The organism is Brevundimonas abyssalis TAR-001 (genome assembly GCF_000466985.1).
Taxonomy (GTDB): Bacteria; Pseudomonadota; Alphaproteobacteria; order Caulobacterales; family Caulobacteraceae; genus Brevundimonas; species Brevundimonas abyssalis.
On the sequence record NZ_BATC01000014.1, the window covers coordinates 25,754 to 49,633 of the forward strand.

Here is a 23,880-nt window from a genome sequence, read left to right on the forward strand (position 1 = left end):
CTATCTCAGCTTCAGGGTCGAAAGGCCGACGAGGGCCAGCATCGCCGCCACGATCCAGAAGCGGACCACCACGGTGGATTCGGCCCAGCCCATCTTTTCGAAATGGTGGTGGATGGGGGCCATCAGGAAGATGCGCTTTCCGGTGGCCTTGAAGTAGGCCACCTGGATCATCACCGACAGGGCCTCGACCACGAACAGGCCGCCGACGATGGCCAGGACCAGTTCATGCTTGGTGGCCACGGCCATGGCACCCAGGGCGCCGCCCAGCGCCAGCGATCCGGTGTCGCCCATGAAGATCTTGGCCGGGGGGGCGTTGTACCAGAGGAAGCCCATGCCCCCGCCGATGATGGCGGCGCAGAAGATGGCCAGTTCACCCGCGCCGGGCACATGGTGCACCTGCAGGTATTCCGAGAACAGGAAGTTGCCGACCAGATAGCTGATGATGCCGAACACGGCGGCGGCCATCATCACCGGCACCACCGCCAGCCCGTCGAGGCCGTCGGTCAGGTTCACCGCATTGGACGCCCCGATGATGACCACGGCGGCGAACACCACATAGAACCAGCCGATGTTCAGCAGCACTTCCTTGAAGAACGGGAAGGCCACCGAGGTCTCCAGACCCGGCGAGGTGGGCGAGATCTGCATCCAGACCACGGTCAGGACCCCGGCGATGACCGCCACCACCACCTGGGCAAGCAGCTTCTGCTTCGAGGTCAGGCCGGCGGAGGATTGCTTGGTCACCTTGGCGTAGTCGTCGATGAAGCGAGGATGCCGAAGGCCGCGGTCACCAGCGAGACGATCCAGATGTAGGGGTTGGTCAGATCGCCCCACAGCAGCACAGCCGCCGCGATGCCTGCCAGAATCATCAGCCCGCCCATGGTGGGCGTGCCCTGCTTCGTCAGAACGTGGCTTTCCGGCCCGTCAGCGCGGATGGGCTGGCCCCTGCCCTGACGCGCCCGCATCCAGTCGATGAAGCGCTGGCCCATGGCCACCGCCACGATCATGGCCGTGACCAGCGCCAGACCCACGCGCACGGTCTGGTACTGGACCAAGTTCAGCAGAGGGTAAGCCTGGGCCACGTCGGCGTAGTAGAGATACAGCAGATAAATCATGAGGCGGCGCCCTCTTGCGCGTCGCGGCGACGCTCCATGTCGGCCAGGGCCGCGGCGATCGCCGAAGCCTTCGAGCCGTTCGATCCCTTGACCATGACGATGTCGCCGGGCCGCACTTCCTCGACCAGGGCCTCGGCCAGGTCGGCGGCGGTCTCGCGCCAAAGGCCCCGGCGCTCGGGGCGCAGGGCGTCATGCAGGCGCTTCATCTGCGGGCCGGCGGTGTGGACCAGATCCAGACCCGCCGCGTCGATGGTCTCGGCCAGTCCCGCGTGCAGGGCCTCGGACTGGTCGCCCAGCTCCAGCATGTCGGTCAGGGCGACCATGCGCCGCCCGCCAGCCGCCACGGGCCGCGCGCCCAGGCTGAGGAAGCCGGCCCGCATGGACAGGGGGTTGGCGTTGTAGCTTTCATCGATCAGCAGGAAGGAACCGCCGCGAATGGCGACGCTCTTGTTCTGTCCCCGTCCGGCCAGCGGCTGGAATTCCGACAGGGCCTCCAGCGCCGTCTCGACGGGCACGTCCAGGGCGTCCAGCATCAGGATGACGGCCAGGCAATTGTGGCCCCAGTGGAAACCGGACTGCTTGAGCGAAAACACATAATGGCGGCCGAAGATCTCAGCCTCGACCCGTGCACCGTCCGGATTGGGCGTGAAATCGATCAGCCGGGCGTCGGCGTCGGCCGAGGCGCCGAAGCTGACCACCCGCGCACTGGCCCGCAGGGCCGCCTGCCGCAGAAGGGGCGCCCAGTCGTTGTCGCCGTTGATCACCGCCACGCCGCCGGGCCCCAGGCCCTCGAACACGGCGGCCTTTTCATTGGCCACCCCGGTTTCACCGTCGGCGAAGCCCTCGATGTGCACCGGCCCCACGGTGGTGACGCAGGCGGCATGGGGCTGGACCATGCGCGACAGGGGCGCGATCTCGCCCGGCGCGTTCATGCCGATCTCGAAAACGGCCCGCTCCACATCCGCGGGCATGCGGGCGAGGGTCAGGGGCACGCCGATGTGGTTGTTGAAGCTCTTGACCGAGGCGTGGGCGGGACCGGCCAGATCGAGACCCGCCTTGATGGCCTGGGTGACGCTGGTCTTGCCGACCGAACCGGTGACTGCGCCGCGCCGCACCTGGGGCGCCCGGTCACGGGCGGCGGCGGCCAGCGCCTCGAGCCCCTTCAGCGTATCGGGCACCACGATGCAGGGACCGCCGTCGACGGGCCGCTCCACAAGGGCGCCGGCCGCGCCCGCCTCGAAGGCCGAGGCGACGAACTCATGGCCGTCGCGCGCTCCCTTCAGCGCCACGAACAGGTCGCCGGGCTCGACTTCCTTGCTGTTGAAGGTGATCCCCCGGGCCTGAAACCCGGCGCCGTCCATGCGGCCGCCCGTGGCGACGGCGATGTCGACGGCCGTCCAGAGGGGGTCTTTCCCCGACGATTGGGGCATCACGCGTCTTCCTTCAGGGCCTCGGCGATTTCCTGGGCGTCGTCGAAGGGATGGGTGATTCCGCCGACGATCTGACCCTGTTCATGCCCTTTTCCGGCGACCACGACCACATCCCCGTCGCGCATCATGGACAGGGCGTGGCGGATGGCCTCGCGCCGGTCGCCGATCTCGATGGCGTCGGGGGCGGTGATCTTCGCGTCCGCGCGAATGGCTGCGGGATCCTCGGAGCGCGGGTTGTCGTCGGTCAGGATGGCCACGTCCGCCAGTTTCTGGGCGATGGCGCCCATCAGGGGCCGCTTGGCCCGGTCCCGGTCGCCGCCGCAGCCGAACACCACGATGAGCCGGCCCGTCGCATGGGGCCGCAGGGAGGTCAGCACCGTCTCCAGGCCGTCGGGCGTGTGGGCGTAGTCCACATAGGCGTCGCCGCCCCGGGGGCCCGTGGCCACATGCTGCATGCGCCCCTCGGCGCCCTGCAGATGCTCCAGCGCCGCCAGCACGCGGTCGGGCGCCTCGCCGGCCGCGATGCACAGGCCCGCCGCCACCAGGGCGTTGGAGGCCTGAAAGGCGCCGACCAGCGGCAGCATCAGTTCGAAGACCTCGCCCTTCGCGTCAATGGTCAGGCGTTGGCCCTCGCTGGTCGTCTGGCGGGCGATCAGGCCCAGGTCACGGCCGCGCTGGCCCACGCCCATGATCGACAGACCCGCCATCAAGCCGTGCGCGGCGAAACCGGAGTAGGCGGGCGAATCCGCGTTCAGCACCGCCGTGCGGCCGCGCGGCAGCAGGGAGTCGAACAGGCGCAGCTTGGCGGCGCGATAGGTCTCCATATCGCCGTGATAGTCCAGATGGTCCTGGGTCAGGTTGGTGAAGGCGGCGGCCTTCAGCGACACGCCGTCCAGACGGCGCTGCTCCAGCCCGTGGGAAGACGCCTCCAGCGCCACGTGGGTGACCCCGCGCCCGGCGAGCTTGGAGAGGATTCGGGCCGAGTCTGCGGCGTCCGGGCTGGTCAGGCTGGCGCGGGTCAGGGCCTGGTCGCCGTGCCAGACGCCGAGGGTGCCGACGCTGGCCCCTTCGATGCCCAGCAGGGTCCAGATCTGGCGACAGAAGGCGGCCACCGAGGTCTTGCCGTTGGTGCCGGTGACGGCCACGCAGGTCTTCGGCTGCGTCCCGAAAAAGCTCCGCGCGGCCAGGGCGTAGGAGCGCCGCACATCGCCGCAGGGCACCAGCACCGGCGCGGCCTCGCCCGGCGTGTCGCTGGGGGCCAGAATGGCGGCGGCGCCCGCCGACAGGGCCTGGGGGATATAGGCGCGGCCGTCGGCCGACGCGCCGGGAATGGCGGCGAACAGGGTTCCGGGCGCGACCTTGCGGCTGTCGGCCGTCACGCCGGTGATGACCGGGTCGTGACCGACGTCGCGGCGCAGCAGGTCGGACAGACGCATCTCGGGGCGCGCGTCGAGCAGGCTCACTGGGCGGCCCCCGCGCGGTCTTCGGGCTGGGGGATGGGCGCGCCGGTCGCCGTGCGCCAGCGGTCGGCGCCGCGCCCCACGTTCAGGAAGCCGGCGATGCGGTCGATGACGCGCCCGGCCACCGGCGCGGCGACGAAGCCGCCGGTGCGCGGATAGCCCTGGGGCTCGTCCATCAGGATGAAGACCATGTAGCGCGGCGCATCCAGCGGCCCGTCGGTGGGGAAGACGGCGGCGAAGGTGCCGATGGCGACGGTGGGGTCATAGCGGCCGTTGACCACCTTGTTGGCCGAGCCGGTCTTGCCGCCCACGCGCAGGCCGGGCGCGTCGGCGCGTGAACCCGATCCGCGCACCACATTCGCCCTCATGAGCGCCAGCATCTCGCGCGAGGTGTCCTCACTGACCACGCGGCGCAACCCGGGATGGGGGCCGTCGGCGGGGCGCAGGGTCAGGGGCACATAGCGGCCGCCGTTCAGCAGCGAGCCCATGGCCGCCGCCGCCTGTGCGGGGGTGACCATGATGCCGTAGCCGAAGGACAGGGACGCCAGGGTGGTGTCGCGCCAGTTCACCGGACGGCGCGGGGCGGCGGATTCGTGCAGTTCGATGGGCGCGGCGTCCAGCAGGCCCAGATCCTGGAAATAGCGCTGCATGGTGTCGCCGCCCATCTCGATGGCCAGGCGCGAGGTGCCGATGTTGGACGAGTGCAGGAACACGTCCTCCAGCGTCATCACGCGGTTCTGGGCGTGGAAGTCGCGGATGGTGCGGTTGCCGATCTGCAGCGGGTCCGAGGCGTCGAAGGTGGTGGTCATGTCGGCCTGGCCAGTGTCGAGGCCAGCGGCGACGGTGAAGGCCTTGAAGACCGACCCCATTTCGTAGTGGGCGGAGGTGACGCGGTTCAGTTCGGCGTCGCCGGTCTCGCCCCGGCGGTTCGGGTCGAAGTTCGGATAGCTGGCCATGGCCAGGACTTCGCCGGTCTGGATGTTGGTGATGACGCCGACCGCGCCGCGCGCGCCCATCTCGGCCGCGGCGGCGTAAAGCTCGTTCTCCAGCGCCGCCTGGACCCGCAGGTCGATGGACAGGGGCACCGCCTCGCCCGTCGCTCCGGCGCGGCGGATCTCGCGGTCGAAGGCCAGTTCGGCGCCGGTGACGCCCCGTTCTCCGGCGAAGCCGATGACATGGGCCGCAGAGCCGCCCAGCGGATAGACCCGCGCATTCTCGGCCTCGAAATAGACGCCGCCCAGGGCCAGGTCGTGCAGGGCGGCGCGCTCGGGCGGGGTCAGGCCGTTCATGACCACCACGCGTCGGTCGCCGTACAGCGCCTCGCGCAGCCGGTCGTGGGGCAGGCGCGGCAGGGCGGCGCTCATGGCCTCCAGCGCCGTTTCGCGGTCCCAGACCTCGGCGGGCTCCACATAGAGGCCGTAGTGCCGGATGTTGGCGGCCAGCAGGTTTCCATTGCGGTCGGTCAGGTCGCCGCGCGCCAGCACAGGACCGGCGCGCCAGCCGCCCGCGCCAGGGTCGCCCGACAGCAGGGCCGCGTGTCCCGCGCCGCCGACCAGGGCGATGAACAGGACGCTGAAGACGATCAGCATCAGGGCGATGCGGACGCGGGTGTCCTCCTCGGGCCGCTGGTCCGCCTTGGCGCGCTCGAAGGCGTGCTCGATCCACCAGATCAGGCCGGTCAGCCAGCGCCAGGACGGCGTCGCGGAGGGAATGTGACGCGGTTCGACCGAACTCACTGGGCGGCCTCCGCTTCGACATCGGCGGGTTCGGGCGTCGTTTGTCCGGACGCCAGCGCGGGCAAGGAGTCCAGATCGGCGCGCTGCTCCACGGAGATGGGCGCCAGACCGGCCTGACGCGACAGGGCCTCCAGCCGACCCGGCTCTTCCAGGCGGGCGGTCTCGGCGGTCAGCAGACGGACGCGCTGGCGTTCGTCGCTGATGTCGCGTTGAAGCGTGGCGATCTCGGCGCTCTGGCGGGCGGCCTGGGCCTTCACGAAATAGACGGACACGACGACGGCGGCCAGGATGGCCACGCCGATGATCTCGGTCACGCGGAAGCCGCGGACCTTCCAGTCGAACACGGAGCGCAGGACGGCGGTCATGCGGCCATCCTCCCCCAGGCGGGCGCCTCGGTGCGCACGGCGGCGCGCAGCCGGGCCGAGCGGGCGCGGGGGTTGCCGGCGCGCTCCGCCTCCCCGGCCTCGCGGGCGCCCTTGAACATCAGGGTGAAGCTGGGCGCGCGGGTCTCGATCTGCAGCGGCGCATGGCGCGAGCCGCCCGGGGTGTTGCCGGTGCGCTCGGTCAGGAACGCCTTGACGATGCGGTCCTCCAGCGAATGGAAGGTGACCACCGCCAGCCGTCCGCCGGGCGCGAGGGTCGCCTCGGCCGCCTCCAGACCGGCGGTCAGTTCGCCCAGTTCGTCGTTCACGGCGATGCGCAGGGCCTGAAAGGTGCGGGTGGCCGGATGGATCGGGGCCCCGCGACGGCCGCCCAGGGCCTTCTCCACCACCTCGGCAAGATCCAGCGTGCGGGTGAAGGGCCGCTCGACACGGCGGCGCAGGATGGCCGTGGCCACGCGGCCGGACTGACGCTCCTCGCCATAGAGCTTGAGGATGTGGGCCAGCGGGCCGTGGTCCCAGCTGTTGACGATGTCGGCGGCGCTCTCGCCCTCGCTGGACATGCGCATGTCCAGCGGGCCGTCGCGCATGAAGGAGAATCCGCGCTCGGCCTGATCCAGCTGCATGGACGAGACGCCGATGTCGAACACCGCACCGTCCAGACGGTCATGGCCGGTCTCGGCGAAGGCGGCGGACAGGCCGGAGAAGGGCGTCTGCTTCAGCTCGAACCGGCCGGGGAAATCGGCGGCGACCTTGTCGGCGTGGGCGCGCACGGTGGGATCACGGTCCAGCCCCACCACGGCCGCGCCGCGCGCCAGGATGGCCCGGGTGTAGCCCCCGGCGCCGAAGGTGGCGTCGATCATGACGTCGCCCGGCTTCGGGTCCAGCGCCTCGATCACTTCATCCAGCAGGACGGGGGCGTGGGGAGAGGTCATCAGCCGCCCTCCCCGCGTACGGCCAGGCTGGCGCGGCGGCGCGCCTCGCCCATCTCGCGCATGGCCTGCTGGGCCAGCTTGCGCTGCTCGGCCTCATGCTCGCGCCAGCGGGCGCGGTCCCAGATCTGGAAGCGGTCGCCCAGGCCGACCATCACCACCTCGGACGTGAGGCCGCCGCGTTCGACCAGGGCCTCGGTCAGGGTGATGCGCCCGGCGGTGTCGTAGGAGAGCTGCTTCAGTCCGCCGTAGAACTGGCTTTCCATGGCCGCGCGGAAGGGGTCGCCGAACGGGATGCTGTCGATGAAGGCGCGATAGGCGGCCACGAACCCTTCGCCGCCCGCCTCCAGGCAGTCAGCCTCGATGGAGGGAAAGCAATAGAGGCCCGTGACGGCGCCGTTTTCGGCGGTGCGGAATTCCTGCGGCGCCTGCAGGCGCCGTTTTGCGTCCAGCTGCTTCTCGTGGGTTGAGAGAAACACCCTTGCCCGCCTCGGATCCGTCGATCCGTCCCGACACCCGTCGCCGCATGCGGACCGACACAATGCCGACCCTCCCCAGGTTCGCTATTGGGGTATCATGGGATCAGTTGGGAGACAATGGGATTAGTTGACACTTCTTAACCATGAAGACCCGATCTGGGCGGCCGTTTCTGTTAACTTTCAGAACATTCGTAGAACAAATAAGTATTCACAGCCTGTGGATGACTGTGCCCGCCACATGGGCGCCTCACCGGTTAACGGGGTTGAAATGCCAGACGGCCTGTAAGCCGGGTTCTGTTCCGGTCCGAAGACCGGCGACGATCATTCCTCTGGACCGGCCATTGCTGACCGGTTCTCGCGACCTACCCGGACGTCCCAGGCGGTGAGCCCTGCGGCCGAGGCCGCGCGACGTCCCTATTCGGTCTTGCTCCAGGCGGGGCTTGCCGTGCCGTCTGCGTTGCCGAAGACGCGGTGGGCTCTTACCCCACCCTTTCACCCTTACCTTCCGAAGAAGGCGGTTTGCTTTCTGTGGCGCTGTCCCTCGGGTCACCCCGGGCGGAAGTTATCCGCCGCCTTTTCACCGTGGAGCCCGGACTTTCCTCGACGAGACAGGATCTCTCCTGGCCCGCCGCGACCGCCCGGCCGTCTGGCGTGGTCAGTCTAACACGCCGGGGATGATCTTCAGAAGGCTATTCGTCGTCGGTCTCGGCCTGGGGCTCGGCCCGCTCACGGTCCCGGCTCATGGACGAGGCGATGGCTCCGCGCTGGGCGCTTGATGATCTCTGGTTCAGCTCGGCCGAGTACAGGGATCTGAGATAGGCCATGTCCCAATCGGTCATGCGCGGCGGCGCCGCTTCATCCTCGAAGAGGTTTAGGATGGTGTCGAAAGCTAGGGTCCGCGCCTCGGGGTCGACCTGGGCGAAGGCGACCATGGCCACATAGTCCGCCAGCTGCTCCAGGCTGACGCCCTCCGCCCTGACGAAATCGACAATGATGAAGGCTCGCGTCAGGTCATTGCGAATTTCGGTCCGCAACAGACTGCCCTGAACGCTCACCATGGCCGGGCCCTCGCCCGGCATCGACACGGCGGCGACGCCGGTGTCGGCGTCCACGGGCAAGCTCACGTGCCACCAACGCACCGGGCGCTCAGTGGACTGGAACCGCTGCAGGCTGGCGCGGCTCTGGGACGCGCCGGCATAACCCGGCCGAAACGCATAGGGCCGCTCGCTGACCAGGGCCCGCGCCAGGCCCGGGCCGTCCTCGGTGGCGAGGACGAGGATATTGGGGCTGCACCCCGGCTCACCGATATCCAGGCCCAGATCCAGGGCGACCTCGGAGACCCGGTCGACCACGTACTGACCTGACTCGCGCCTGAGATTGACCGCGCCCACGCAGACGCTGTCGCTCCAGCGTGCGGGCCCCCGACCACGCGGCGGATCCGTGACCTCGTCGAGGAAGTTGTTCACGGCCTCCCGCACACGCTGACCCGTAACGGTGACTTCATCCACCTCGGTCACGGGGGTGTCGGGCGCGGTTTGCGGCTCCTGGGCGGTCTGTCCGAACAGGGTCAGGGCGAAAAGCAGAGGGGTGATCATCATGAAGTCCCGCTAGCAGAGGGTGACGTGCGGCGACAGCCGTTCACGCCGAAACGTCGCGCTTTTCACCATGCTACACGCTAAAGTCGAATTTATGGCAGCACGCCGGTGAGTGTCTCGACCTGGGCCAATTGCAGAAGACCCATCAGACGGGCGCGGGTTTCGCCGTCGGCGATGCCGTCCACCTTCTCGGGCCGCCAGTGGCGCTGAAACGCCTCGACCACGACACGGGTGTCCTCGTCATAGACCCCCGACGGCGCGGGCTCGTAGCCGAAGCGGTGCAGCCCGGCCTGAAGCACGTGAACGCCCAGACCCTCGTCGCCGGGCCCCAGCGGCGGGCCCAGGGCGGCGATGCGTTCGGCGGCCGGTTCAAACCACAAGCCATGGCCGGCCTCGGCCAGCCGCTTCCAGGGAAACAGTTCGCCGGGATCGGTCTTGCGGCGCGGGGCCACGTCGGAATGCCCCAGAATGCGATCGTCGCTGATGGTCCAGCGCGATCGGATGTCGGCGACCAGGGCGAGCACCGTCTGAATCTGGACCTCCGGAAAGGCGCGATAGCCCCATTCGTGGCCGGGATTGACGATCTCTATGCCGATGGAGGCGGCGTTGATGTCCGTGTCGCCCTTCCACCAGGACACGCCCGCATGCCAGCAGCGGCGTTCCTCGGGCGCCAGGCGGAACACCCGGCCGTCCTCCTCCACCACATAGTGGGCCGAGACGCGCGCCTCGGGATCGCGCAGGCGGTCCAGCGCCTCGGCGCCGGTCTGCATGCCGGTGTAGTGCAGAAGGATCATGTCCGGCGGGGCGCGCCGGGCGTCGGTGTTGGGGGTCGGGGCGTCGATGAAGTCGAGGGCGGTCATGGGGTCATATTCGACCGGACCGCGCCTGATGGGAAGCGCAGGTTAGCGGCCCTGGCGTTCCCAGCCGTGGGCCACCCAGGTGTCGCCCACCTTCTCGGCCTCGATCACGCCGTCAGGGCCGGCCGCGGCGGTGCGGGCGCGGGCCGAACGGCGGGCGCGCAGGGCGAAGCCGGTCAGGAACATCACGATGCCGGCGACAAGGGCGATCACGGCCACGGCGGCTGCGGTGAAGATGGCCAGCAGGGCGCCGATGGTCACGGCGATCCCGGCGGCGATCATGCCGCCCAGCCACATGACCGAGCCCATCAGCCCCGATCCGCGCGCGGGACGCGTGGTGAAGCCGATGCGGGTGAAGCGGGTCTGGAACTGGGTCATGAGCTACCTTGGGGACGCCGTCATGAATGATCACTGAAGAGGCGGTGATCCTGCTCAACGCTTGAACGGCAATGTCGGTCCGCGAGGGGACGCCGTCAATGCGACATCCCCTCACAGGTGAGTGTGTCAGCGCAGGGGCTGATCGGCCATGACCACGGCGCCCTGGGAGCGCATGCGTTCGGCCCGGGCCCGGGCCATCACGGCCTGGACGTCCGGGTCGTCCATGACGGCCCCCACGCGAACCAGGGTCTCGGCCGCCTCGCTGGACGAGCCGAACGCTTCGCCCAGCGCCTCCCAGGTGGACAGGGGACGCGGATAGCGGCGGAAGCGCACCGATTCATCGGCGGGGATCTCGGCCAGGGCCTTGGCCCGCTGGATGGCTTCATGGATGCCGCCGACCTCGTCGACCAGACCCAGCTGGCGCGCCTGGGCGCCGGTCCAGACGCGGCCGCGCGCGATCTCGCGCACCCGGGCGGCGGGCAGATTGCGGCCCGTGGAGACGCGGGTGACGAAGTCCTCGTAGACCTGGTCCATCCAGCCGGAGAAGGCGGCCCGCTCGGCCTGGTTGAAGGGCCGCTCGGTGGTGAAGGCGTCGGCGTATTCGCCGCCCACGGTCAGACCGCTGATGTCCACGCCGAACCGGCCCAGGGCCTCGTCCAGCACGAACTTGCCGCCAAACACGCCGATGGAGCCGGTCAGGGTCGAGGGCTGGGCCACGATGGCCGAGGCCTCGGACGAGATCCAGTAGCCGCCCGAGGCCGCATAGGCGCCCATGGACACAACCACCGGCTTGCCCGCCGCCTTGGCCGCGCGCACCGCGTCCAGAATCTGTTCGGAGCCTTCCGGCGAGCCGCCCGGCGACGAGACGCGGAAGACGATGGCACGGACGGAGTCGTTTTCGATGGCGTCATAGATGGCGGCGGCGATGTCGTCGGAGCTCATCATCGATCCGGCGCCGAACGGATCGGCGGAGCTGCGTCCGGTGAGGATGGCGCCCTCGCCGCCGACGATGGCGATGGCGTTGCGGCCCGAGCCGGTGCGCTCGCCCACGGCGTTCGAATACTCGCTGAACCGGATGATGCGGCCGTTGTCGCCGGCGAGGCGACGGGCCTCGGCCTCGGCTTCATGCACGCCGCCGGTGTTGTCGATCAGGCCCAGGGCTTCGGCCTCGGCCGGGGTGTGGGGGCCGGATTCGAAGGCGGTGCGCAGAGCGTCCAGCTCCATGCTGCGGTCGCTCGCGGCGTTGGCCAGGGCGCTCTCATAGATGGAGGTCATCCAGCCTTCGGCCGCCTCGCGGTGCGACTCGGTGAAACCGCTCTGGGTGAAGGTGTTGACCGCGTTCTTGTACTCGTAGCGCTGCTCGAAATCGGCGGTGATCCCGTAACGCTCGAAGGCGCGGCCGAAGAAGATTTCCTCGCTGGCCAGGCCCGTGGCCTGGAAGCTGGCGTTCTCCTGCATCCAGAACTCGCTGGCCGAGGCACCCAGCATGTAGGTGGAGACCACCGCGCCCAGCGGCATCAGGCCCTGGGAGTGGGCGATCACCGGCTTGCCCGAGGCGCGGAAGCGCTGGATGGCCTGGCGCAGCTCGTCGGCCGAGGCCGGGGTCATGCCGCTTTCCGGCAGACGCACCAGCACCACCTTGATGCGGTCATCGTCCTGGGCCTGGGCCAGCACGTCCACGACGCGCATCACCGACAGGCCCGACCCGCCGAACCCGGCGAAGGGATTGGTGGGCGCCTGGTCGGTCAGGCCGCCGCGCAGATCCAGCTCAAGCACCGCCTGGGCCGGCACCGCAGGTTTGGACGACCCGGCGGCGGAAGCGATCAGAAGGACTGGAATTCCAATAATGAACAACAGAAGCCCGACAAAGACCCCGGCGATGGTGAGTGCGAACTGCTTCATCGGATTCCTGAAAACCGTCGTTCGGCCAGTAGGAGGCCACCCCGGACCATAGGGCCTGACCCGTCACCGTCAAATGAACGTCCCGTAACGCGCGAACTTCAATGCTGCACCGCCGCAGTCCTGATTGAAGACGGGCTTCGAAACCCCTATATGCGGGCCACCAACGGGGGACGTGCCCCCGCCCACGGACATAGGAGGCCGGAGCTCCCCATGCTGGTCACCCTGATGAAATCCAAGCTGCACCGCGCGACGGTGACCCAGGCGGACCTCGACTACGAGGCTCCATCGCCATCGACCGCGATCTGCTGGACGCCGCCGACATCTATCCGCACGAGCAGGTGGATGTGCTGAACATCACCACCGGCGCGCGCTTCACCACCTACGCCATCGAGGCGCCGCGCGGCTCCCGCGTCATCGGCGTCAACGGCGCCGCCGCCCGTCTGGTGCAGAAGAAGGACAAGGTGATCATCGTCACCTATGGCCAGCTGCCCGCCGAACAGGCGCGCAACTACACGCCCAATGTGGTGCTCCTGGACGACGGCAACCACATCAAGGACGCGGCTTGATCATTCCTGGTGCGCTAACGCTCGGCGCGCGGCGCCTCGCTGCTTGAGCGCGTTTTTGGTGCGCTAACGCTCGCGCCGCGGACGCTCGCTGCTTGAGCGCGTTCCTGATGCACAATTGAAAAGGCCCGCCGGGCGGCGGGCCTTTTTGTTGTCTGGCGCGTAGCCTTATCGCACGATGTCGTAAACACCGTTGATGTTGACGCGGATGGTCAGCTCGCCGGGCGCCACGCTGGTGCTTTCCATGCTGTCCATGGGCGCGGCCGCCATACGGGCGAACATCTGCGGCTGGGGCGCATAGCCGCCGCCTTCCGACAGGTTGCGGATGCCCGCGAGGCGCACACCGAGCGCATTGGCGTACAGATTGGCCTTGGCCTGCAGCGCCTGGACGGCGGCCATGCGGGCCTGATCCTCGGCCTGCCGAGGGTTGATCAGGCCGAAGCTGATGCCGTCGATCTGGTTGACCCCGGCGTTCACCACCGCGTCGGCGGTCGAGCCCACACGCTCCAGATCACGAATCTCAACGGTGACCCGGTTGGACGCCTGATAGCCGCGCAGGCGGGGCGGCTCGTTCTGCACATAGTCATACTGCGGCGACAGGTTCAGGCCCGAGGTCTGGATGAACCGCTCCTCGATCCCGGCGGACCGCAGGGCGCGCATCACCTCGTTCATGCGGGTGCGGTTCTGGGCCATGGCCTCGGCGGCGGTGGTCGCCTCGGTCATGACGCCGAAATTGATGCTGGCCATGTCCGGCGCGGCGCGCACCTCGCCATGGGCCGACAGGTTCAGGGTCGGGGTCTCGGGCTGGACCAGAATGGTCTGGTTGGCGGGCGGGGCCTGCTGGGCCAGGGCGGGGGCGGCGGTCATGACCGCGCCGGCGGCCAGCACGGCGGCGCCCAGCATCAGGGGCAGGTTCGGGCGGGGCCGGGCCACGGCGACGGCGCGGGCGGGAAAACGGGGCATGATGTCTCCTTCGGAGCTTCCTGTTGTGCGTCCGGCGGGAGCGTGCGCCCCAGCCGTGGCCGAACCTTGGCCTTTTGCATCTGAATGAACGCTTGGCGCCATGGTGCAGGTTCCATTCATGCAGCCGCGCATCGCTGCAATCTTGCAGGCTTTCCCATGACCGCCCGGCCTGCTAGCCAGACGCTCCGCCACGGCGGGCGCGTAGCTCAATGGTTAGAGCCGACCGCTCATAACGGTCTGGTTGGGGGTTCGAGTCCCTCCGCGCCTACCGACGGCCTTGCGGGCCGCTTGACGCCGCCGCCTGGCGAAGCGCGCCTGGGCTGACGCCTACCAGATGCCGCGGCGGCCGCCCCGGTTCCAGCGCGCGTCGCCCAGATAGCGGCTGTCGTCGATGTAGCGGCCGTTCTGGTCGTACCAGCCGTAGCCCTGGTTGTAGCGGTCCCAGCCGTCCAGACCGTAGGCGTAGTCCTGATAGGGATCGCCGTACCAGCCGTCGTCCTGGGCCCACCAGTCGCGGGGGTAGGGATCGTACTGGCACTGCCAGGACTGGCCCCGCGCCGGAGCGAAGGCGTAGCGATCACGGTAGCGGGGCTGGAACTGGGGCCGGCAGATGTCGTGGCGCGACCAGACCCGGTTGCCGTTCTCCTCGACCGAGGCGCGATCCTCGGCGAAGACCAGCTGACGCACGCCCACGAAGACGTTGTCGGTGATGACGGCCCGGCCCGAGGCGGCGGCCACGCCCAGGGTGTCGGCGCGCACGCGGCTGTCGGCCAGAACCAGCTCACCGTTGTAGAGCACCACGCCCTTGTCGGCGCGGCAGATGCGGCTGTCGCGCACCTCCACCGAGGCCCCCTCGATGGCCACACCCTCCACATAGCCGCAGATGCGCGAGCCCTCGACGATGACCCGGCCGTAGTCGCGGCCCGAACGGATCATCAGGCCGATGGAGCGGGGGCCGAAATTGTTCGGCGCCTCGGTGCCCTTCATGGACACACGGGTCAGCTGGGCGGTCTGGCCCGGGCCGGGGATCAGCTCCATGCCCGCCTGGGCGTGGGTGATGTCCACCTCATAGACCGTGACGCCCGCGCCGTCGGCGACGATGGCCGGGGCGATGGTGTGGGCCTCGATGACGCTGTTGCGGATGTCCAGCGTCCCGCCGTCCGCATAGATGGCCGGTTCGTCCCCGCCATGCCGGAACCCGGTGCGGTCGAAGATCATCTGGGCGCCGTAGCCCACCACGCAGGCCGCCTCGCCGGCGTTGCGGGATTCAAACACGATGTCGCGCACCTCGACGCGCACCCCCTGGGCCACCGTCATGCAGGGCAGGCCGTCGGGCGCCTGGATGGTGGCCGACGGCGACCGGTCCCAATCGCGGCGGTCGAAGCCGGCGTCGCCCATGATGGTCATGGGCTTGTCGATGTTGAGCCAGCCCACGCAGCGCCCGCCCGTCCCCGGATGATCAGGGTGCCGCCCGGCGCCACGCGGGCCACCGCGTTCTCCAGCCGCCCGAGCCGGGATTGCCGCCGCAGTCGATCAGCACCACCTGCTCGCTCGCCACCGGCGGGGGCGGATAGCCGGGGCCGCGACCGTATCCGTGATCCCAGCGGCGGCGGTGATCGCCATAGCTCCAGCGGCGCTGGGGCCGGGCGCGGGTGCGGGTGGGCGGGTCCAGCAGGATGCCGAAATTGGGCCGGGTCTGGCTTTCCACCTTGGCGGCGGTCTGGGCGCTTGCCGGGCCATCCGCCAGCCCAGCCAGGCCGATCAGGGCCATGCCGGAGACGGCGGCGGCGAGGGTGACGCGGGCGGGGGTGAAGATGGGCTTTTTCATTTTCCAGCGCCTCTATCGGCTTTGCGCGCGCGAGACCTGGGCCAGGACGGCCTGCAGGCGGGACGCTGAGGGGGTGAAGCCCGACAGCGCGGATTCGATGCGGTAGACCACGGCCTCGGCCTTGTCCTGATCGGCCACCCCCGCCACCCCCAGGGCGAAGTAGCTGGACATGGCGAACTTGGCCTCGGGCGAGCCCTGGCGGTCGGCTTCCTGGAACCAGTGGAACGAGCGGGCGTAGTCGGCCGGCACCCCGACCCCTTCCGCATACATGACCGCCAGCACCAGCTGGGCCTCCGACGAGCCGTTGACCGCCGCCAGCTGGATGGCGCGCAGCCGCTCCTGATAGGACAGCCGCCCCTCCATGGGATGGCCCAGCATGGCTTCCAGGGTCTCCACCTGCCGCCTGGACAGGGCGTTGGGCGCCGAGGCGACGGTGTCGGTGACCCCCAGATAGCGCAGGGCGCGGCCCACATGGACGAAGGGGAGTTCGGTGATCCGCGTCAGGGCGTAGTCATAGGCGTCGCCCCGTGACCGGCTCTCATCCGAATGGGGCACGCCCGAGCGCGGCGCCTCGTTGGGATAGAACTCGAAGGGCGGCACCCACTGGCGGGCCTTGGCCTCCACGAAGGCGCCGTAGCGCGACCGGGCGGGCGTCGAGGCCTCGAAGTCGCGCAGCAGCACATAGGCGCCCACGTCACCGGTCTGCACCGCCAGATAGTTGTAGAGATAGGCATCCACATCATTGCGCGGGAACAGGTTCACCGCCGCATGACGGCCCGTGCGGCCCACGCGCAGCGGCTCGCCGGGCCGATGGCCCTGGCCCCAGGCGGCGCGCGCCTCGCGGTTGTCGATGGGCTCGCCGAAGGGACCGTAGAGTTCGTCGTGCAGACGGGCCAAGGTGCGGTAACCGTCCGCGTCCTGGGTCGACAGCACATAGATGACCCGGTCGCGCACCTCTTCCTGTTCCTCGCGCGTCATGCGCGACAGCTGGGCGTCCAGACGCTGGTAGGCCACGCGCCGCTCGAAGGCGCGGCAGTCGTCATAGCCCGACAGGGGCCGCCACGAGCCGAGACCGGCGCGGCGCGCGCTGTTGATCGGGGCGAAGCCTCGGTGTTGGCCAAGGACATGGCGTACCAGACCGAGCTCTCGATCGGATCTTCCAGATTGCGGTCGGTGGCGCGCACGGCGGCGTAGCGCCCGCCCAGCTCCAGCTGGGCGAAGAAGTCGCCCCGGAACGCCAGACGGCGCAGACGGCGGATGCCGGCTTCCTGATCGTTGAACTCGGCGCCCGTCACGGACGCCGGGCGCGGACACGCCGCCGAGGCCGGATCGCCGCGGGACCAGAACCGCAGCCCCCGGTCCCCGAAGCCGGACAGCATCAGCGCGGCCAGGATGGCCAGAACAACCACCACCGCCGCCGCGATGAACGGCAACGGTCCGGCCCCGCCGGAGCGGTTGAACCGATCGAATCCACGCCTTCTGGACTCAGGGTGGTCGTGATCGTCCATAACGCCCCGCTGACTGGAGGACCCTGGCGGCCCGCGCGTAACCCTGTTCGACCGGGACGATCCGGTCGAGTTAACCTTCTGTCAAGGTTAACGAGAGCTTAACGTCAAGCTCGCTCAAGCGTTGCCGGATGGTGGCGAAATTATGCGTTCATGAGGCGAATCAGTGGCTTGGCTATTCGCGTGAAACACGAGGGCACGGGGGCTGTCACAAAGGTTTCTGTGGACCTATATCCCGGGCGCAACAGGAGAGCCCATGGCCTACGCCGCCCGCGATAATCGCCCCGCCGACAAGGCCGCCCGCTACGCCGAGGTGGAGGCCGAAATCCTGGCCGTTCTGGACGGCGAGCCGGATCGTGTCGCGCGCATGGCCACAGTGTCGTCGATGCTGGCCGACGCCTTCCCGGCCTTCTTCTGGACCGGCTTCTATGTGGTGGACCCGGCCAGGGAGACCGAACTGGTCGTGGGCCCCTATCAGGGCACGCTCGGATGCCTGCGCATCCCGTTCGGACGCGGCGTGTGCGGGGCTGCGGCCGCCGAGCGCCGCACCCAGGTCGTCGAGGACGTGCACGCTTTCCCCGGCCACATCGCCTGCGATTCGCGCTCGGCCAGCGAGATCGTGGTCCCGGTCCTCGATCCGTCCGGCGCCCTGATCGCGGTGCTGGACGTGGACGCGACCGAAAAGGCCGCCTTCGACGCCGTGGACGCCGAATGGCTGGAACGTCTGATGGCGAAGGTGTTCGGCTAGTCCTCCGGGTCGCCGTCCCGGAAGCGCCATTTGCAGACCAGGGCCGTGACCGCCAGGGTCAGGGAGATGCTGTTGGCCGCCACCAGCGGCCAGGCCCCCAGCATGACGCCGTAGATGGTCCAGAGCGAAAAGGCGCACACCGTCAGGGCGTACATGCGCAGCGACACCGACGAGGCGTCGCGCTCGCGGATGATCTTGATGATCTGCGGCACGAAGCTGGTGATGGTGCACAGGGCCGCGCCCGTGCCGATGACATTGATCAGGAGCTGGCTTTCCACCGGCTCTCAACGGCGGCGGGCACGGGCGGTTCCTATTGCGAGACGGCGGGGCTCAACAGAGGCGCGATCGCCTCATTGTCGTTGACGCTGTTGAGGAAGGCCGGAGCCCGGAACGCCCGGCTCTGCTGCTCATAGGCGTAGCCCAGAGACAGGATGCGCGCGTCATCCCATTGGGCGCCGAAGATCGACAGCCCCACCGGCAAGCCCTGCACGAAGCCCATGGGCACGGTCAGGTGCGGATAGCCCGCCACGGCCGCCAGGGTGCTGGACGAGCCTGTGAAATTGTCGCCGAGAACAGGATCGGTGGGCCAGGCCGGGCCGCCCGTGGGGGCGACCAGGGCGACCACGTCATGCTCGGCCAGCAGCCGGTCGATGCCTTCCGGCCCGGCCAGACGCCGGGCCGTGTCGCGGGCCTCGATGTATTCAGGATCGTCCAGTCCGCCGGTGGCTTCGGCCTGGACGAAATACTCCTGGCCGAACAGGGCCAGTTCGCGCGGCGTCGCCTCGTTGAACGCGATCAGATCGGCCAGGGTGCGGGTGGGCACCTGCGTCGGGTCGGTCGAGGCCAGATAGGCGTTCAGCCCGGCCTTGAACTCGGTCAGCAGCACTGTGAACTGGGCCCGGCCGATGGGCCCCATCTCCGGCCCCTCGGTGATCTCCACCAGCTCGGCCCCGGCGGCGCGCAGGTCGGCCAGCGCCGCCTCGAACACCGCGTCGGTCCCATTGTGATAGCCCGAGGCGAACCGCGCCACGCCGATGCGCACCCCCGCCAGCGATCCGGCGTCCAGCGCTGCGCGATAGTCGGTGCGGCGGGCGTCCGCCTCGGCCGTGGCCGGATCGGCCGGGTCGGTCCCGGCCATGGCGCTCAGGATCAAGGCCGCGTCCGCCACCGTGCGGGTGATCGGCCCGGCGGTGTCCTGGCTTTCGCTGATGGGAACGATGTGGGTGCGCGACACAAGACCGACCGTGGGCTTGAAGCCCACCACGCCGTTGGCCGCCGCGGGACAGACGATGGAGCCGTTGGTCTCTGTGCCGATAGCCGCCGGGACCAGCCCCGCCGCCACCGCCGCCGCGCTGCCCGAGGACGAGCCGCAGGGGTTGCGGTCCAGGGCATGGGGATTGCGCGTCTGGCCGCCCACGGCGCTCCAGCCGCTGATGGAGTCCGCGCCGCGGAAATTGGCCCATTCGGACAGATTGGCCTTGCCCGCGATCACCGCCCCGGCCGCGCGCAGCCGCGCCACCAGCGGCGCGTCACGCCCGGGCGCATTGTTCACCAGCGCCAGCGACCCGGCGGTGGTGGGCATGTCGGCGGTCTCGATGTTGTCCTTGATGAGGATGGGCATGCCGACAATCGAACGATCCAGCGCCTCCGCGTTCCAGTTCGCCGCACTGGCCGCCGGGCTCCAGGCGATCACGCTGTTCACCGTCGCCCGGTCGCGGACCTCCAGACCCGTCGGCCCCGACGTGGCACAGGCCGAAAGGGCCAGCCCCGCCAGCGCCGCAAGAACAGCCCCCTTGCGCATCATTCGCTTCTCTCTCCGATCGTTCGGTCCAGAAAGTCCAGATAGGTGCGCCACTGGTGCAGTTGGCGCGGATTGCCCCGGATGCCGTGGCGCTGGCCGGGATAGAGCATGGTCTCGAACGGGACGCTTTGCTCCTGCAGCGCGTTGAGCACCCGGGTGGTATTCTCGAAGATGACGTTGTCGTCGGCCATGCCGTGCAGCAGCAGCAGCCGCCCGGTCAGTCGGTCCAGTTGATCGACCACGTCCGAGGCGGCGTAGCCGGCTTCGTTGGCCTGCGGCGTCGACATGAACCGCTCGGTGTAATGGGTGTCGTACAGGCTCCAGTCCGTCACCGGCGCGCCCGAAATGGCCGAGGCCAGCCCCATCTCCGGCTCGGTCAGCATGTGCAGGGTCATGAACCCGCCGTAGCTCCAGCCCATGGCCGAGATGCGGTCCGCGTCGACGTAGGGCAGGCTGCGCAGATACTCGGCGCCCAGCACCTGATCCTCGACCTCCACCGTGCCCATGCGCAGGTACAGCGCGCGCTTGAAGGCGGCGGACCGATAGCCCTCGCCCCGGTTGTCCATGCGGAAGACCACATAGCCCGCCTCGTTCAGAAGGCGCGTGGTCATGGGCTGCCAGCCCCGGCGCACGCCGCCGCCCGACGGCCCGCCGTACACCTGGATCACCGCCGGATAGCGCCGCGACGGATCGAAATCATGGGGCGTGGTCATCTGCCAGACCAGCGAATGCCCGTCCGGCGTCTCCAGCGTGCCGTACTCCGGCGTGCGGTGGCGCGCGAGATAGGGGTGGTAGGGATGGGCTTCGCCCAGCCGGTTCTCCTCGATCCAGCGGATGAAGGTCCCGTCGGCGCTGTAGAGGCCGCTCTGCGACGGCGTGGTCGGATCGGAATAGTTGCCCACGAAGGCCGTCGCCGGCCCGTTCATGCTCACGCTCCACCAGCCGCCGTCCGACGTGACAGGCGTCGGCGCCCCACCGTCCAGGGTGGTGCGCCACAGGCGCTGTTCGATAGGCAGTTCGCGCGCCACGCCGTCCGCGATCTCGAGGGAGGCCGTGAAGAACACCTCCCCCGTCTCGGCGTTGATCCCGTCGAGGGACTTCACCGCCCAGTCGCCGTCGGTGATCTGGCGCACCAGCGTTCCGTCGGCTTCGTACAGATACAGATGCCGCCAGCCGTCCTCCTCGCTGGACCAGACGAAGCGGCCGTCCTCCAGCGCGCGGAAGTCGTGGGTCAGGCCCACCCAGGCGTCGTCGGTCTGGGTCACGATGACCCGGCTCTCGCCCGTGGCCGGATCCACGGTCAGCAGGTCCAGGGTCTGCTGATCCCGTGACTGGCGCTGCACATACAGCGTGCCGCCGTCGGCCGACCAGTTCACGCGGGCCAGATAGATGTCGTCGTTGTCGCCCAGATCCACCTCGATCCGCTCGCCCGAGGCCACGTCATGGATGAACAGGTCGACGACGGCGTTGGGCCGGCCGGCGCGGGGGTAGCGTTGCTGGATGGTCGTGGCGCCGCCGCCCTGGATGTCCAGGCGCGGGATCACGTCGACGGTGCTCTCGTCCACGCGGGTCAGGGCGATGCGGGCCTCGTCCGGGCTCCACCAGTAGCCGGTGTCCCGGTCCATCTCCTCCTGGGCGATGAACTCGGCCGTGGCCAGGTGATCAGGCCGTCGCCGTCGGTGGTGACCGCGCGTTCGTCACCGCCGGCCAGCGGCTGGATGTACAGGTTCTGGTCGCGCACCCAGGAGGCCCACGTCCCCTGCGGCGACACCTTGGCGTCGATCTCGTCGCCCTCGGTCTCGGTCAGGCGGCGCACCTCGCCGTTGCGGTCGGCCAGGAAGATGTCGCCTTCCAGCGGGGCCAGGATGTAGCGGCCCTGCTCGTCCCAGGAATACTCCACCACCCCGCGCTGGCTGATGCGCATGCGCTCACGCCGCGCGATCTCGGCCTCGGACAGTTCGCCGGCTTCCGGGACCAACGCTCGGGCGTCGATCAGCTTGTAGGGTTCGCCCTCGCCGGTGGGCGCGGCCCACAGGTCGAGGGTGTTCACGTCATCCTCGCGCGAGCGCAGGAAGGCCACCAGCTCGCCGTCCGGCGACAGGCTGACCCCCCGAGCCACCGGGCCGTTCAGGCTGGGGTCAGCGAAAACCCGCTCGGGGGTCAAGACCGGGGCGGCCGCATCAATCGACTGGGCGAAGGCGGGCGGGGCGATAAGCAGGCTCGAGGCCAGAAGCAATGTGCGCATGGCGGCCAAGCTAGCGGCTCAGCGCCCCGTGACAACTGTTTCCGCGCCGACGGCGGAATAAGAACGGGTATCCGTCCCCCGCAGAAAATGTCGCGCCCGCGAACCTTTCGCATCCTCGGCGAAGGGCTTAAGTCGAAGCCCCATGACCGACACCCTCGCCGTCGCCGAAAAACCCGCCAAGCCCAGCCCGTATCACGAGGCCGAGGTGCTGTGGGTGAAACACTGGACCGACCAGCTTTTCAGCTTCGGCCTGTCGCGCGCCGAGGATTTCCGCTTCCGCTCCGGCGAGTTCGTGATGATCGGCCTGCCCACCGAGGGCGGAAAGCCGCTGGTGCGCGCCTATTCGGTGGCCAGTCCGTTCTGGGCCGAGGAGCTGGAGTTCTTCTCCATCAAGGTGGCCGACGGCCCCCTCACCTCGCGCCTGCAAAAGATCCAGCCCGGCGACACGGTTCTGGTGGGCAAGAAGCCCACAGGCACCCTGGTGCTGGACGCCCTGACCGGCGGCGAGCGGCTGCACCTGATCGGCACGGGCACCGGCCTGGCGCCCTGGCTGTCGGTGGCGCGTGAGCCGGAGACCTATTCCCGCTTCGGCCGGGTGATCGTGACCCACACGGTGCGCAAGGCCGAGGATCTGGCCTATCGCGCGTTCTTCGAGGGCGGCATCCACGAAGACCCCCTGATCGGCGACGAGGCCAGGGCCCAGCTGACCTACTATCCCACCGTGACCCGCGAGCCGTTCCACAACGCGGGCCGCATCACCGACCGCATCCGTTCGGGCGACTACTTCCGCGATCTCGGCCTCGAAGAGGGCTTCGATCCGGCGAAGGACCGCGTCATGCTGTGCGGCTCCATGGCCATGATCAAGGAGACGGCCGAGCTGCTGGAAGGCTACGGCATGAGGGAAGGCTCCAACGCCGAGCCCGGCGATTTCGTGCTGGAACGGGCCTTCGTGGGCTAACCGGGCTTGGCGGGCGCGGCGCCCTCCCCTAAAGCCAGCGCCATGACCGCGCTCATCTCCATCGACCCTCGCACCCCGCCCGAAGACTGCGCCGACATGAGTCAGGTGCGCGAGGGCGTAGACGCGCTGGACCGCGCGCTGGTGACCCTGCTGGCCGAGCGGCAGCGCTACATGGAGGCCGCCGCGCGCATCAAACCGAGCCGCGATGTGGTCCACGACGACTGGCGCATCGAGGACGTGGTGGCCAAGGTTCTGGCCGCGTCGGAAGACGCCGGCCTGTCCCCCGCCATCGCCGAACCCGTCTGGCGCAAGCTGATCGCCCAGTGCATCGCCCACGAGTTCGGGGTGTGGGACCGCATCCGCAGCTAGTCCAACATCCGTTCCAGCGTCGCCAGTTCGTCCGCTTCCTTTGACGGCTTGTCCCAGCGGATGCGGCTGATGCGGGGGAAGCGCATGGCGACGCCGGATTTGTGGCGTTTCGACCGCTGCAGCCCCTCGAACGCCACCTCCAACACCAGGCCGAACTCCCGGTCCGCCCGCACGGCGCGCACGGGGCCGAAGCGGTCGGTGGTATGGTCGCGCACGAACTTGTCCAGCTGCTTCAGCTCCTCGTCGGTGAAGCCGAAATAGGCCTTGCCCACCGGCGTCAGAACATGGGCGCCGTCCGCGTCCTCCACCCAGACGCCGAAGGTGAAGTCGGAGTAGAAGCTGGACCGCTTGCCGTGGCCGCGCTGGGCGTACATCAGCACTGCGTCGATCAGGTGCGGGTCGCGCTTCCACTTGAACCAAGGCCCCCTGGGACGCCCGGCCTCGTAGGTGCTGTCCAGCCGCTTCAGCATCAGGCCTTCGGCGATGGCGGGATCGCCGGGCGGCGGCGCGAGACGCAGGGCGGCGAGCTCGTCCCACGACCCGAACGGCTGGATCGGCGACAGGTCGATACGGTCCGACGCCGCCGCCACGAACGCCTCCAGCCGCGCCCGGCGCTCGGCGAACGGCAGCCCGCGCAGG

General features: G+C 69.3%; 23 protein-coding genes, 1 tRNA gene, 1 other RNA gene and 2 pseudogenes. 5 read left to right on the forward strand and 22 right to left on the reverse strand.

Translation table 11 applies throughout. The features are described from left to right. The 12 genes and pseudogenes from mraY to sppA all read right to left on the reverse strand — a co-directional run bounded on the left by mraY (position 1) and on the right by sppA (position 12,261). A pseudogene (mraY, locus tag MBEBAB_RS05795) lies at positions 1-1,112 on the reverse strand (phospho-N-acetylmuramoyl-pentapeptide-transferase). Next, on the reverse strand, positions 1,109-2,542 hold the full coding sequence (locus tag MBEBAB_RS05800) for a UDP-N-acetylmuramoyl-tripeptide--D-alanyl-D-alanine ligase (RefSeq protein WP_021697009.1): 1,434 nt from the start codon (positions 2,540-2,542) through the stop codon (positions 1,109-1,111). Before MBEBAB_RS05800 ends, mraY begins: the two are co-directional and overlap by 4 nt. After that, complete coding sequence (locus MBEBAB_RS05805; RefSeq protein ID WP_045318935.1) at positions 2,542-3,978, reverse strand: UDP-N-acetylmuramoyl-L-alanyl-D-glutamate--2,6-diaminopimelate ligase; 1,437 nt, start codon at positions 3,976-3,978, stop codon at positions 2,542-2,544. Before MBEBAB_RS05805 ends, MBEBAB_RS05800 begins: the two co-directional genes overlap by 1 nt. Positions 3,979-4,001: 23 nt before the next feature. Continuing rightward, positions 4,002-5,738 carry a peptidoglycan D,D-transpeptidase FtsI family protein gene (locus MBEBAB_RS05810; RefSeq protein WP_021697011.1) on the reverse strand — a complete coding sequence of 579 codons (1,737 nt, stop codon included), beginning with the start codon at positions 5,736-5,738 and terminating at the stop codon, positions 4,002-4,004. Continuing rightward, positions 5,735-6,103 carry a cell division protein FtsL gene (gene ftsL / locus MBEBAB_RS05815; protein WP_021697012.1) on the reverse strand — a complete coding sequence of 123 codons (369 nt, stop codon included), beginning with the start codon at positions 6,101-6,103 and terminating at the stop codon, positions 5,735-5,737. Before ftsL ends, MBEBAB_RS05810 begins: the two co-directional genes overlap by 4 nt. Next, positions 6,100-7,056: a 16S rRNA (cytosine(1402)-N(4))-methyltransferase RsmH gene (gene rsmH / locus MBEBAB_RS05820; RefSeq protein ID WP_148291451.1), complete on the reverse strand. Its 957-nt coding sequence runs from the start codon at positions 7,054-7,056 to the stop codon at positions 6,100-6,102. Before rsmH ends, ftsL begins: the two co-directional genes overlap by 4 nt. Further along, entirely contained in the window at positions 7,053-7,529 is a 477-nt protein-coding gene (locus MBEBAB_RS05825; protein WP_021697014.1) for a division/cell wall cluster transcriptional repressor MraZ, read from the reverse strand. Before MBEBAB_RS05825 ends, rsmH begins: the two co-directional genes overlap by 4 nt. A 267-nt stretch (positions 7,530-7,796) precedes the next feature. Continuing rightward, positions 7,797-8,179, reverse strand: an RNA gene (rnpB, locus tag MBEBAB_RS15050) — RNase P RNA component class A. A gap of 39 nt (positions 8,180-8,218) precedes the next feature. After that, positions 8,219-9,127, reverse strand: a complete 909-nt coding sequence (locus MBEBAB_RS05830) for a hypothetical protein (protein ID WP_021697015.1) — start codon at positions 9,125-9,127, stop codon at positions 8,219-8,221. A gap of 89 nt (positions 9,128-9,216) precedes the next feature. Next, the gene (locus MBEBAB_RS05835; protein WP_021697016.1) at positions 9,217-9,984 is read right to left on the reverse strand and encodes an N-acetylmuramoyl-L-alanine amidase; all 768 of its coding nucleotides are present in this window, start codon (positions 9,982-9,984) and stop codon (positions 9,217-9,219) included. Positions 9,985-10,026: 42 nt separating this feature from the next. Next, positions 10,027-10,359, reverse strand: a complete 333-nt coding sequence (locus tag MBEBAB_RS05840; RefSeq protein ID WP_021697017.1) for a hypothetical protein — start codon at positions 10,357-10,359, stop codon at positions 10,027-10,029. A 126-nt stretch (positions 10,360-10,485) separates the two neighbouring features. Next, positions 10,486-12,261: a signal peptide peptidase SppA gene (gene sppA, locus MBEBAB_RS05845; RefSeq protein ID WP_021697018.1), complete on the reverse strand. Its 1,776-nt coding sequence runs from the start codon at positions 12,259-12,261 to the stop codon at positions 10,486-10,488. Between the two features lie 210 nt (positions 12,262-12,471). On the opposite strand from sppA, the pseudogene panD reads away from it, so the two are divergent. After that, a pseudogene (panD, locus tag MBEBAB_RS05850) lies at positions 12,472-12,827 on the forward strand (aspartate 1-decarboxylase). A 165-nt stretch (positions 12,828-12,992) separates the two neighbouring features. Here panD and MBEBAB_RS05855 read toward each other — a convergent pair. After that, the gene (locus MBEBAB_RS05855) at positions 12,993-13,787 is read right to left on the reverse strand and encodes an SIMPL domain-containing protein (protein WP_021697021.1); all 795 of its coding nucleotides are present in this window, start codon (positions 13,785-13,787) and stop codon (positions 12,993-12,995) included. A 195-nt stretch (positions 13,788-13,982) separates the two neighbouring features. Here MBEBAB_RS05855 and MBEBAB_RS05860 point away from each other — a divergent pair. Then, a tRNA-Ile gene (locus MBEBAB_RS05860) sits at positions 13,983-14,055 on the forward strand. 59 nt (positions 14,056-14,114) lie between these two features. On the opposite strand, the gene MBEBAB_RS05865 is transcribed toward MBEBAB_RS05860, so the two are convergent. The 4 genes from MBEBAB_RS05865 to MBEBAB_RS18295 are packed head-to-tail and all read right to left on the reverse strand — an operon-like array spanning position 14,115 to position 17,123. Continuing rightward, a complete protein-coding gene (locus MBEBAB_RS05865; protein WP_021697022.1) occupies positions 14,115-15,221 on the reverse strand; it encodes a hypothetical protein in 1,107 nt (368 codons plus the stop codon). 25 nt (positions 15,222-15,246) lie between these two features. Then, on the reverse strand, positions 15,247-15,615 hold the full coding sequence (locus tag MBEBAB_RS17345; protein ID WP_021697023.1) for a hypothetical protein: 369 nt from the start codon (positions 15,613-15,615) through the stop codon (positions 15,247-15,249). A 12-nt stretch (positions 15,616-15,627) separates the two neighbouring features. After that, complete coding sequence (locus tag MBEBAB_RS05875; protein WP_021697024.1) at positions 15,628-16,629, reverse strand: tetratricopeptide repeat protein; 1,002 nt, start codon at positions 16,627-16,629, stop codon at positions 15,628-15,630. Further along, positions 16,590-17,123, reverse strand: a complete 534-nt coding sequence (locus MBEBAB_RS18295; RefSeq protein WP_021697025.1) for a hypothetical protein — start codon at positions 17,121-17,123, stop codon at positions 16,590-16,592. The genes MBEBAB_RS05875 and MBEBAB_RS18295 overlap by 40 nt, the downstream gene beginning before the upstream one ends. A gap of 253 nt (positions 17,124-17,376) precedes the next feature. On the opposite strand from MBEBAB_RS18295, the gene msrC reads away from it, so the two are divergent. Next, complete coding sequence (gene msrC, locus MBEBAB_RS05880) at positions 17,377-17,868, forward strand: free L-methionine (R)-S-oxide reductase MsrC (protein WP_021697026.1); 492 nt, start codon at positions 17,377-17,379, stop codon at positions 17,866-17,868. Here msrC and MBEBAB_RS05885 read toward each other — a convergent pair. From MBEBAB_RS05885 to MBEBAB_RS17950, 4 genes are read right to left on the reverse strand one after another with little or no spacing between them, the layout of a single operon-like run. Beyond that, positions 17,865-18,146: a SemiSWEET family sugar transporter gene (locus tag MBEBAB_RS05885; protein ID WP_021697027.1), complete on the reverse strand. Its 282-nt coding sequence runs from the start codon at positions 18,144-18,146 to the stop codon at positions 17,865-17,867. The two genes, msrC and MBEBAB_RS05885, sit on opposite strands and share 4 nt — an antisense overlap. Before the next feature lie 32 nt (positions 18,147-18,178). Further along, the gene (locus MBEBAB_RS05890; protein WP_045318936.1) at positions 18,179-19,669 is read right to left on the reverse strand and encodes an amidase; all 1,491 of its coding nucleotides are present in this window, start codon (positions 19,667-19,669) and stop codon (positions 18,179-18,181) included. Then, positions 19,669-21,294, reverse strand: a complete 1,626-nt coding sequence (locus tag MBEBAB_RS17945) for a S9 family peptidase (RefSeq protein ID WP_277905834.1) — start codon at positions 21,292-21,294, stop codon at positions 19,669-19,671. The genes MBEBAB_RS05890 and MBEBAB_RS17945 overlap by 1 nt, the downstream gene beginning before the upstream one ends. Then, on the reverse strand, positions 21,240-21,914 hold the full coding sequence (locus MBEBAB_RS17950) for a DPP IV N-terminal domain-containing protein (RefSeq protein WP_277905835.1): 675 nt from the start codon (positions 21,912-21,914) through the stop codon (positions 21,240-21,242). Before MBEBAB_RS17950 ends, MBEBAB_RS17945 begins: the two co-directional genes overlap by 55 nt. Before the next feature lie 142 nt (positions 21,915-22,056). On the opposite strand from MBEBAB_RS17950, the gene MBEBAB_RS05900 reads away from it, so the two are divergent. Both MBEBAB_RS05900 and MBEBAB_RS05905 read left to right on the forward strand, forming a co-directional pair. Beyond that, entirely contained in the window at positions 22,057-22,872 is an 816-nt protein-coding gene (locus tag MBEBAB_RS05900; RefSeq protein ID WP_021697030.1) for a ferredoxin--NADP reductase, read from the forward strand. A 42-nt stretch (positions 22,873-22,914) separates the two neighbouring features. Further along, positions 22,915-23,241 carry a chorismate mutase gene (locus MBEBAB_RS05905; RefSeq protein ID WP_021697031.1) on the forward strand — a complete coding sequence of 109 codons (327 nt, stop codon included), beginning with the start codon at positions 22,915-22,917 and terminating at the stop codon, positions 23,239-23,241. Here the strand turns inward: MBEBAB_RS05905 and MBEBAB_RS05910 are convergent. Further along, positions 23,238-23,880, reverse strand: a 643-nt coding sequence (locus MBEBAB_RS05910) for an ATP dependent DNA ligase (RefSeq protein WP_045318934.1), incomplete at its 5' end; no start/stop codon positions are given. The genes MBEBAB_RS05905 and MBEBAB_RS05910 overlap by 4 nt on opposite strands.

What these genes read in the sequence shown, in the direction of transcription:
- MBEBAB_RS05890 (WP_045318936.1), bottom strand. Translation starts at nt 19,669, where the DNA reads ATGCGCAAGGGGGCTGTTCTTGCGGCGCTGGCGGGGCTGGCCCTTTCG.
- MBEBAB_RS05905 (WP_021697031.1), top strand. Translation starts at nt 22,915, where the DNA reads ATGACCGCGCTCATCTCCATCGACCCTCGCACCCCGCCCGAAGACTGC.
- msrC (WP_021697026.1), top strand. Translation starts at nt 17,377, where the DNA reads ATGGCCTACGCCGCCCGCGATAATCGCCCCGCCGACAAGGCCGCCCGC.
- MBEBAB_RS05830 (WP_021697015.1), bottom strand. Translation starts at nt 9,127, where the DNA reads ATGATGATCACCCCTCTGCTTTTCGCCCTGACCCTGTTCGGACAGACC.
- MBEBAB_RS17950 (WP_277905835.1), bottom strand. Translation starts at nt 21,914, where the DNA reads ATGCGCACATTGCTTCTGGCCTCGAGCCTGCTTATCGCCCCGCCCGCC.
- MBEBAB_RS05840 (WP_021697017.1), bottom strand. Translation starts at nt 10,359, where the DNA reads ATGACCCAGTTCCAGACCCGCTTCACCCGCATCGGCTTCACCACGCGT.
- sppA (WP_021697018.1), bottom strand. Translation starts at nt 12,261, where the DNA reads ATGAAGCAGTTCGCACTCACCATCGCCGGGGTCTTTGTCGGGCTTCTG.
- MBEBAB_RS17945 (WP_277905834.1), bottom strand. Translation starts at nt 21,294, where the DNA reads ATGGACCGGGACACCGGCTACTGGTGGAGCCCGGACGAGGCCCGCATC.
- MBEBAB_RS05805 (WP_045318935.1), bottom strand. Translation starts at nt 3,978, where the DNA reads ATGCGTCTGTCCGACCTGCTGCGCCGCGACGTCGGTCACGACCCGGTC.
- MBEBAB_RS17345 (WP_021697023.1), bottom strand. Translation starts at nt 15,615, where the DNA reads ATGAAAAAGCCCATCTTCACCCCCGCCCGCGTCACCCTCGCCGCCGCC.
- MBEBAB_RS18295 (WP_021697025.1), bottom strand. Translation starts at nt 17,123, where the DNA reads ATGGACGATCACGACCACCCTGAGTCCAGAAGGCGTGGATTCGATCGG.
- ftsL (WP_021697012.1), bottom strand. Translation starts at nt 6,103, where the DNA reads ATGACCGCCGTCCTGCGCTCCGTGTTCGACTGGAAGGTCCGCGGCTTC.
- MBEBAB_RS05800 (WP_021697009.1), bottom strand. Translation starts at nt 2,542, where the DNA reads ATGCCCCAATCGTCGGGGAAAGACCCCCTCTGGACGGCCGTCGACATC.
- MBEBAB_RS05900 (WP_021697030.1), top strand. Translation starts at nt 22,057, where the DNA reads ATGACCGACACCCTCGCCGTCGCCGAAAAACCCGCCAAGCCCAGCCCG.
- MBEBAB_RS05855 (WP_021697021.1), bottom strand. Translation starts at nt 13,787, where the DNA reads ATGCCCCGTTTTCCCGCCCGCGCCGTCGCCGTGGCCCGGCCCCGCCCG.
- MBEBAB_RS05835 (WP_021697016.1), bottom strand. Translation starts at nt 9,984, where the DNA reads ATGACCGCCCTCGACTTCATCGACGCCCCGACCCCCAACACCGACGCC.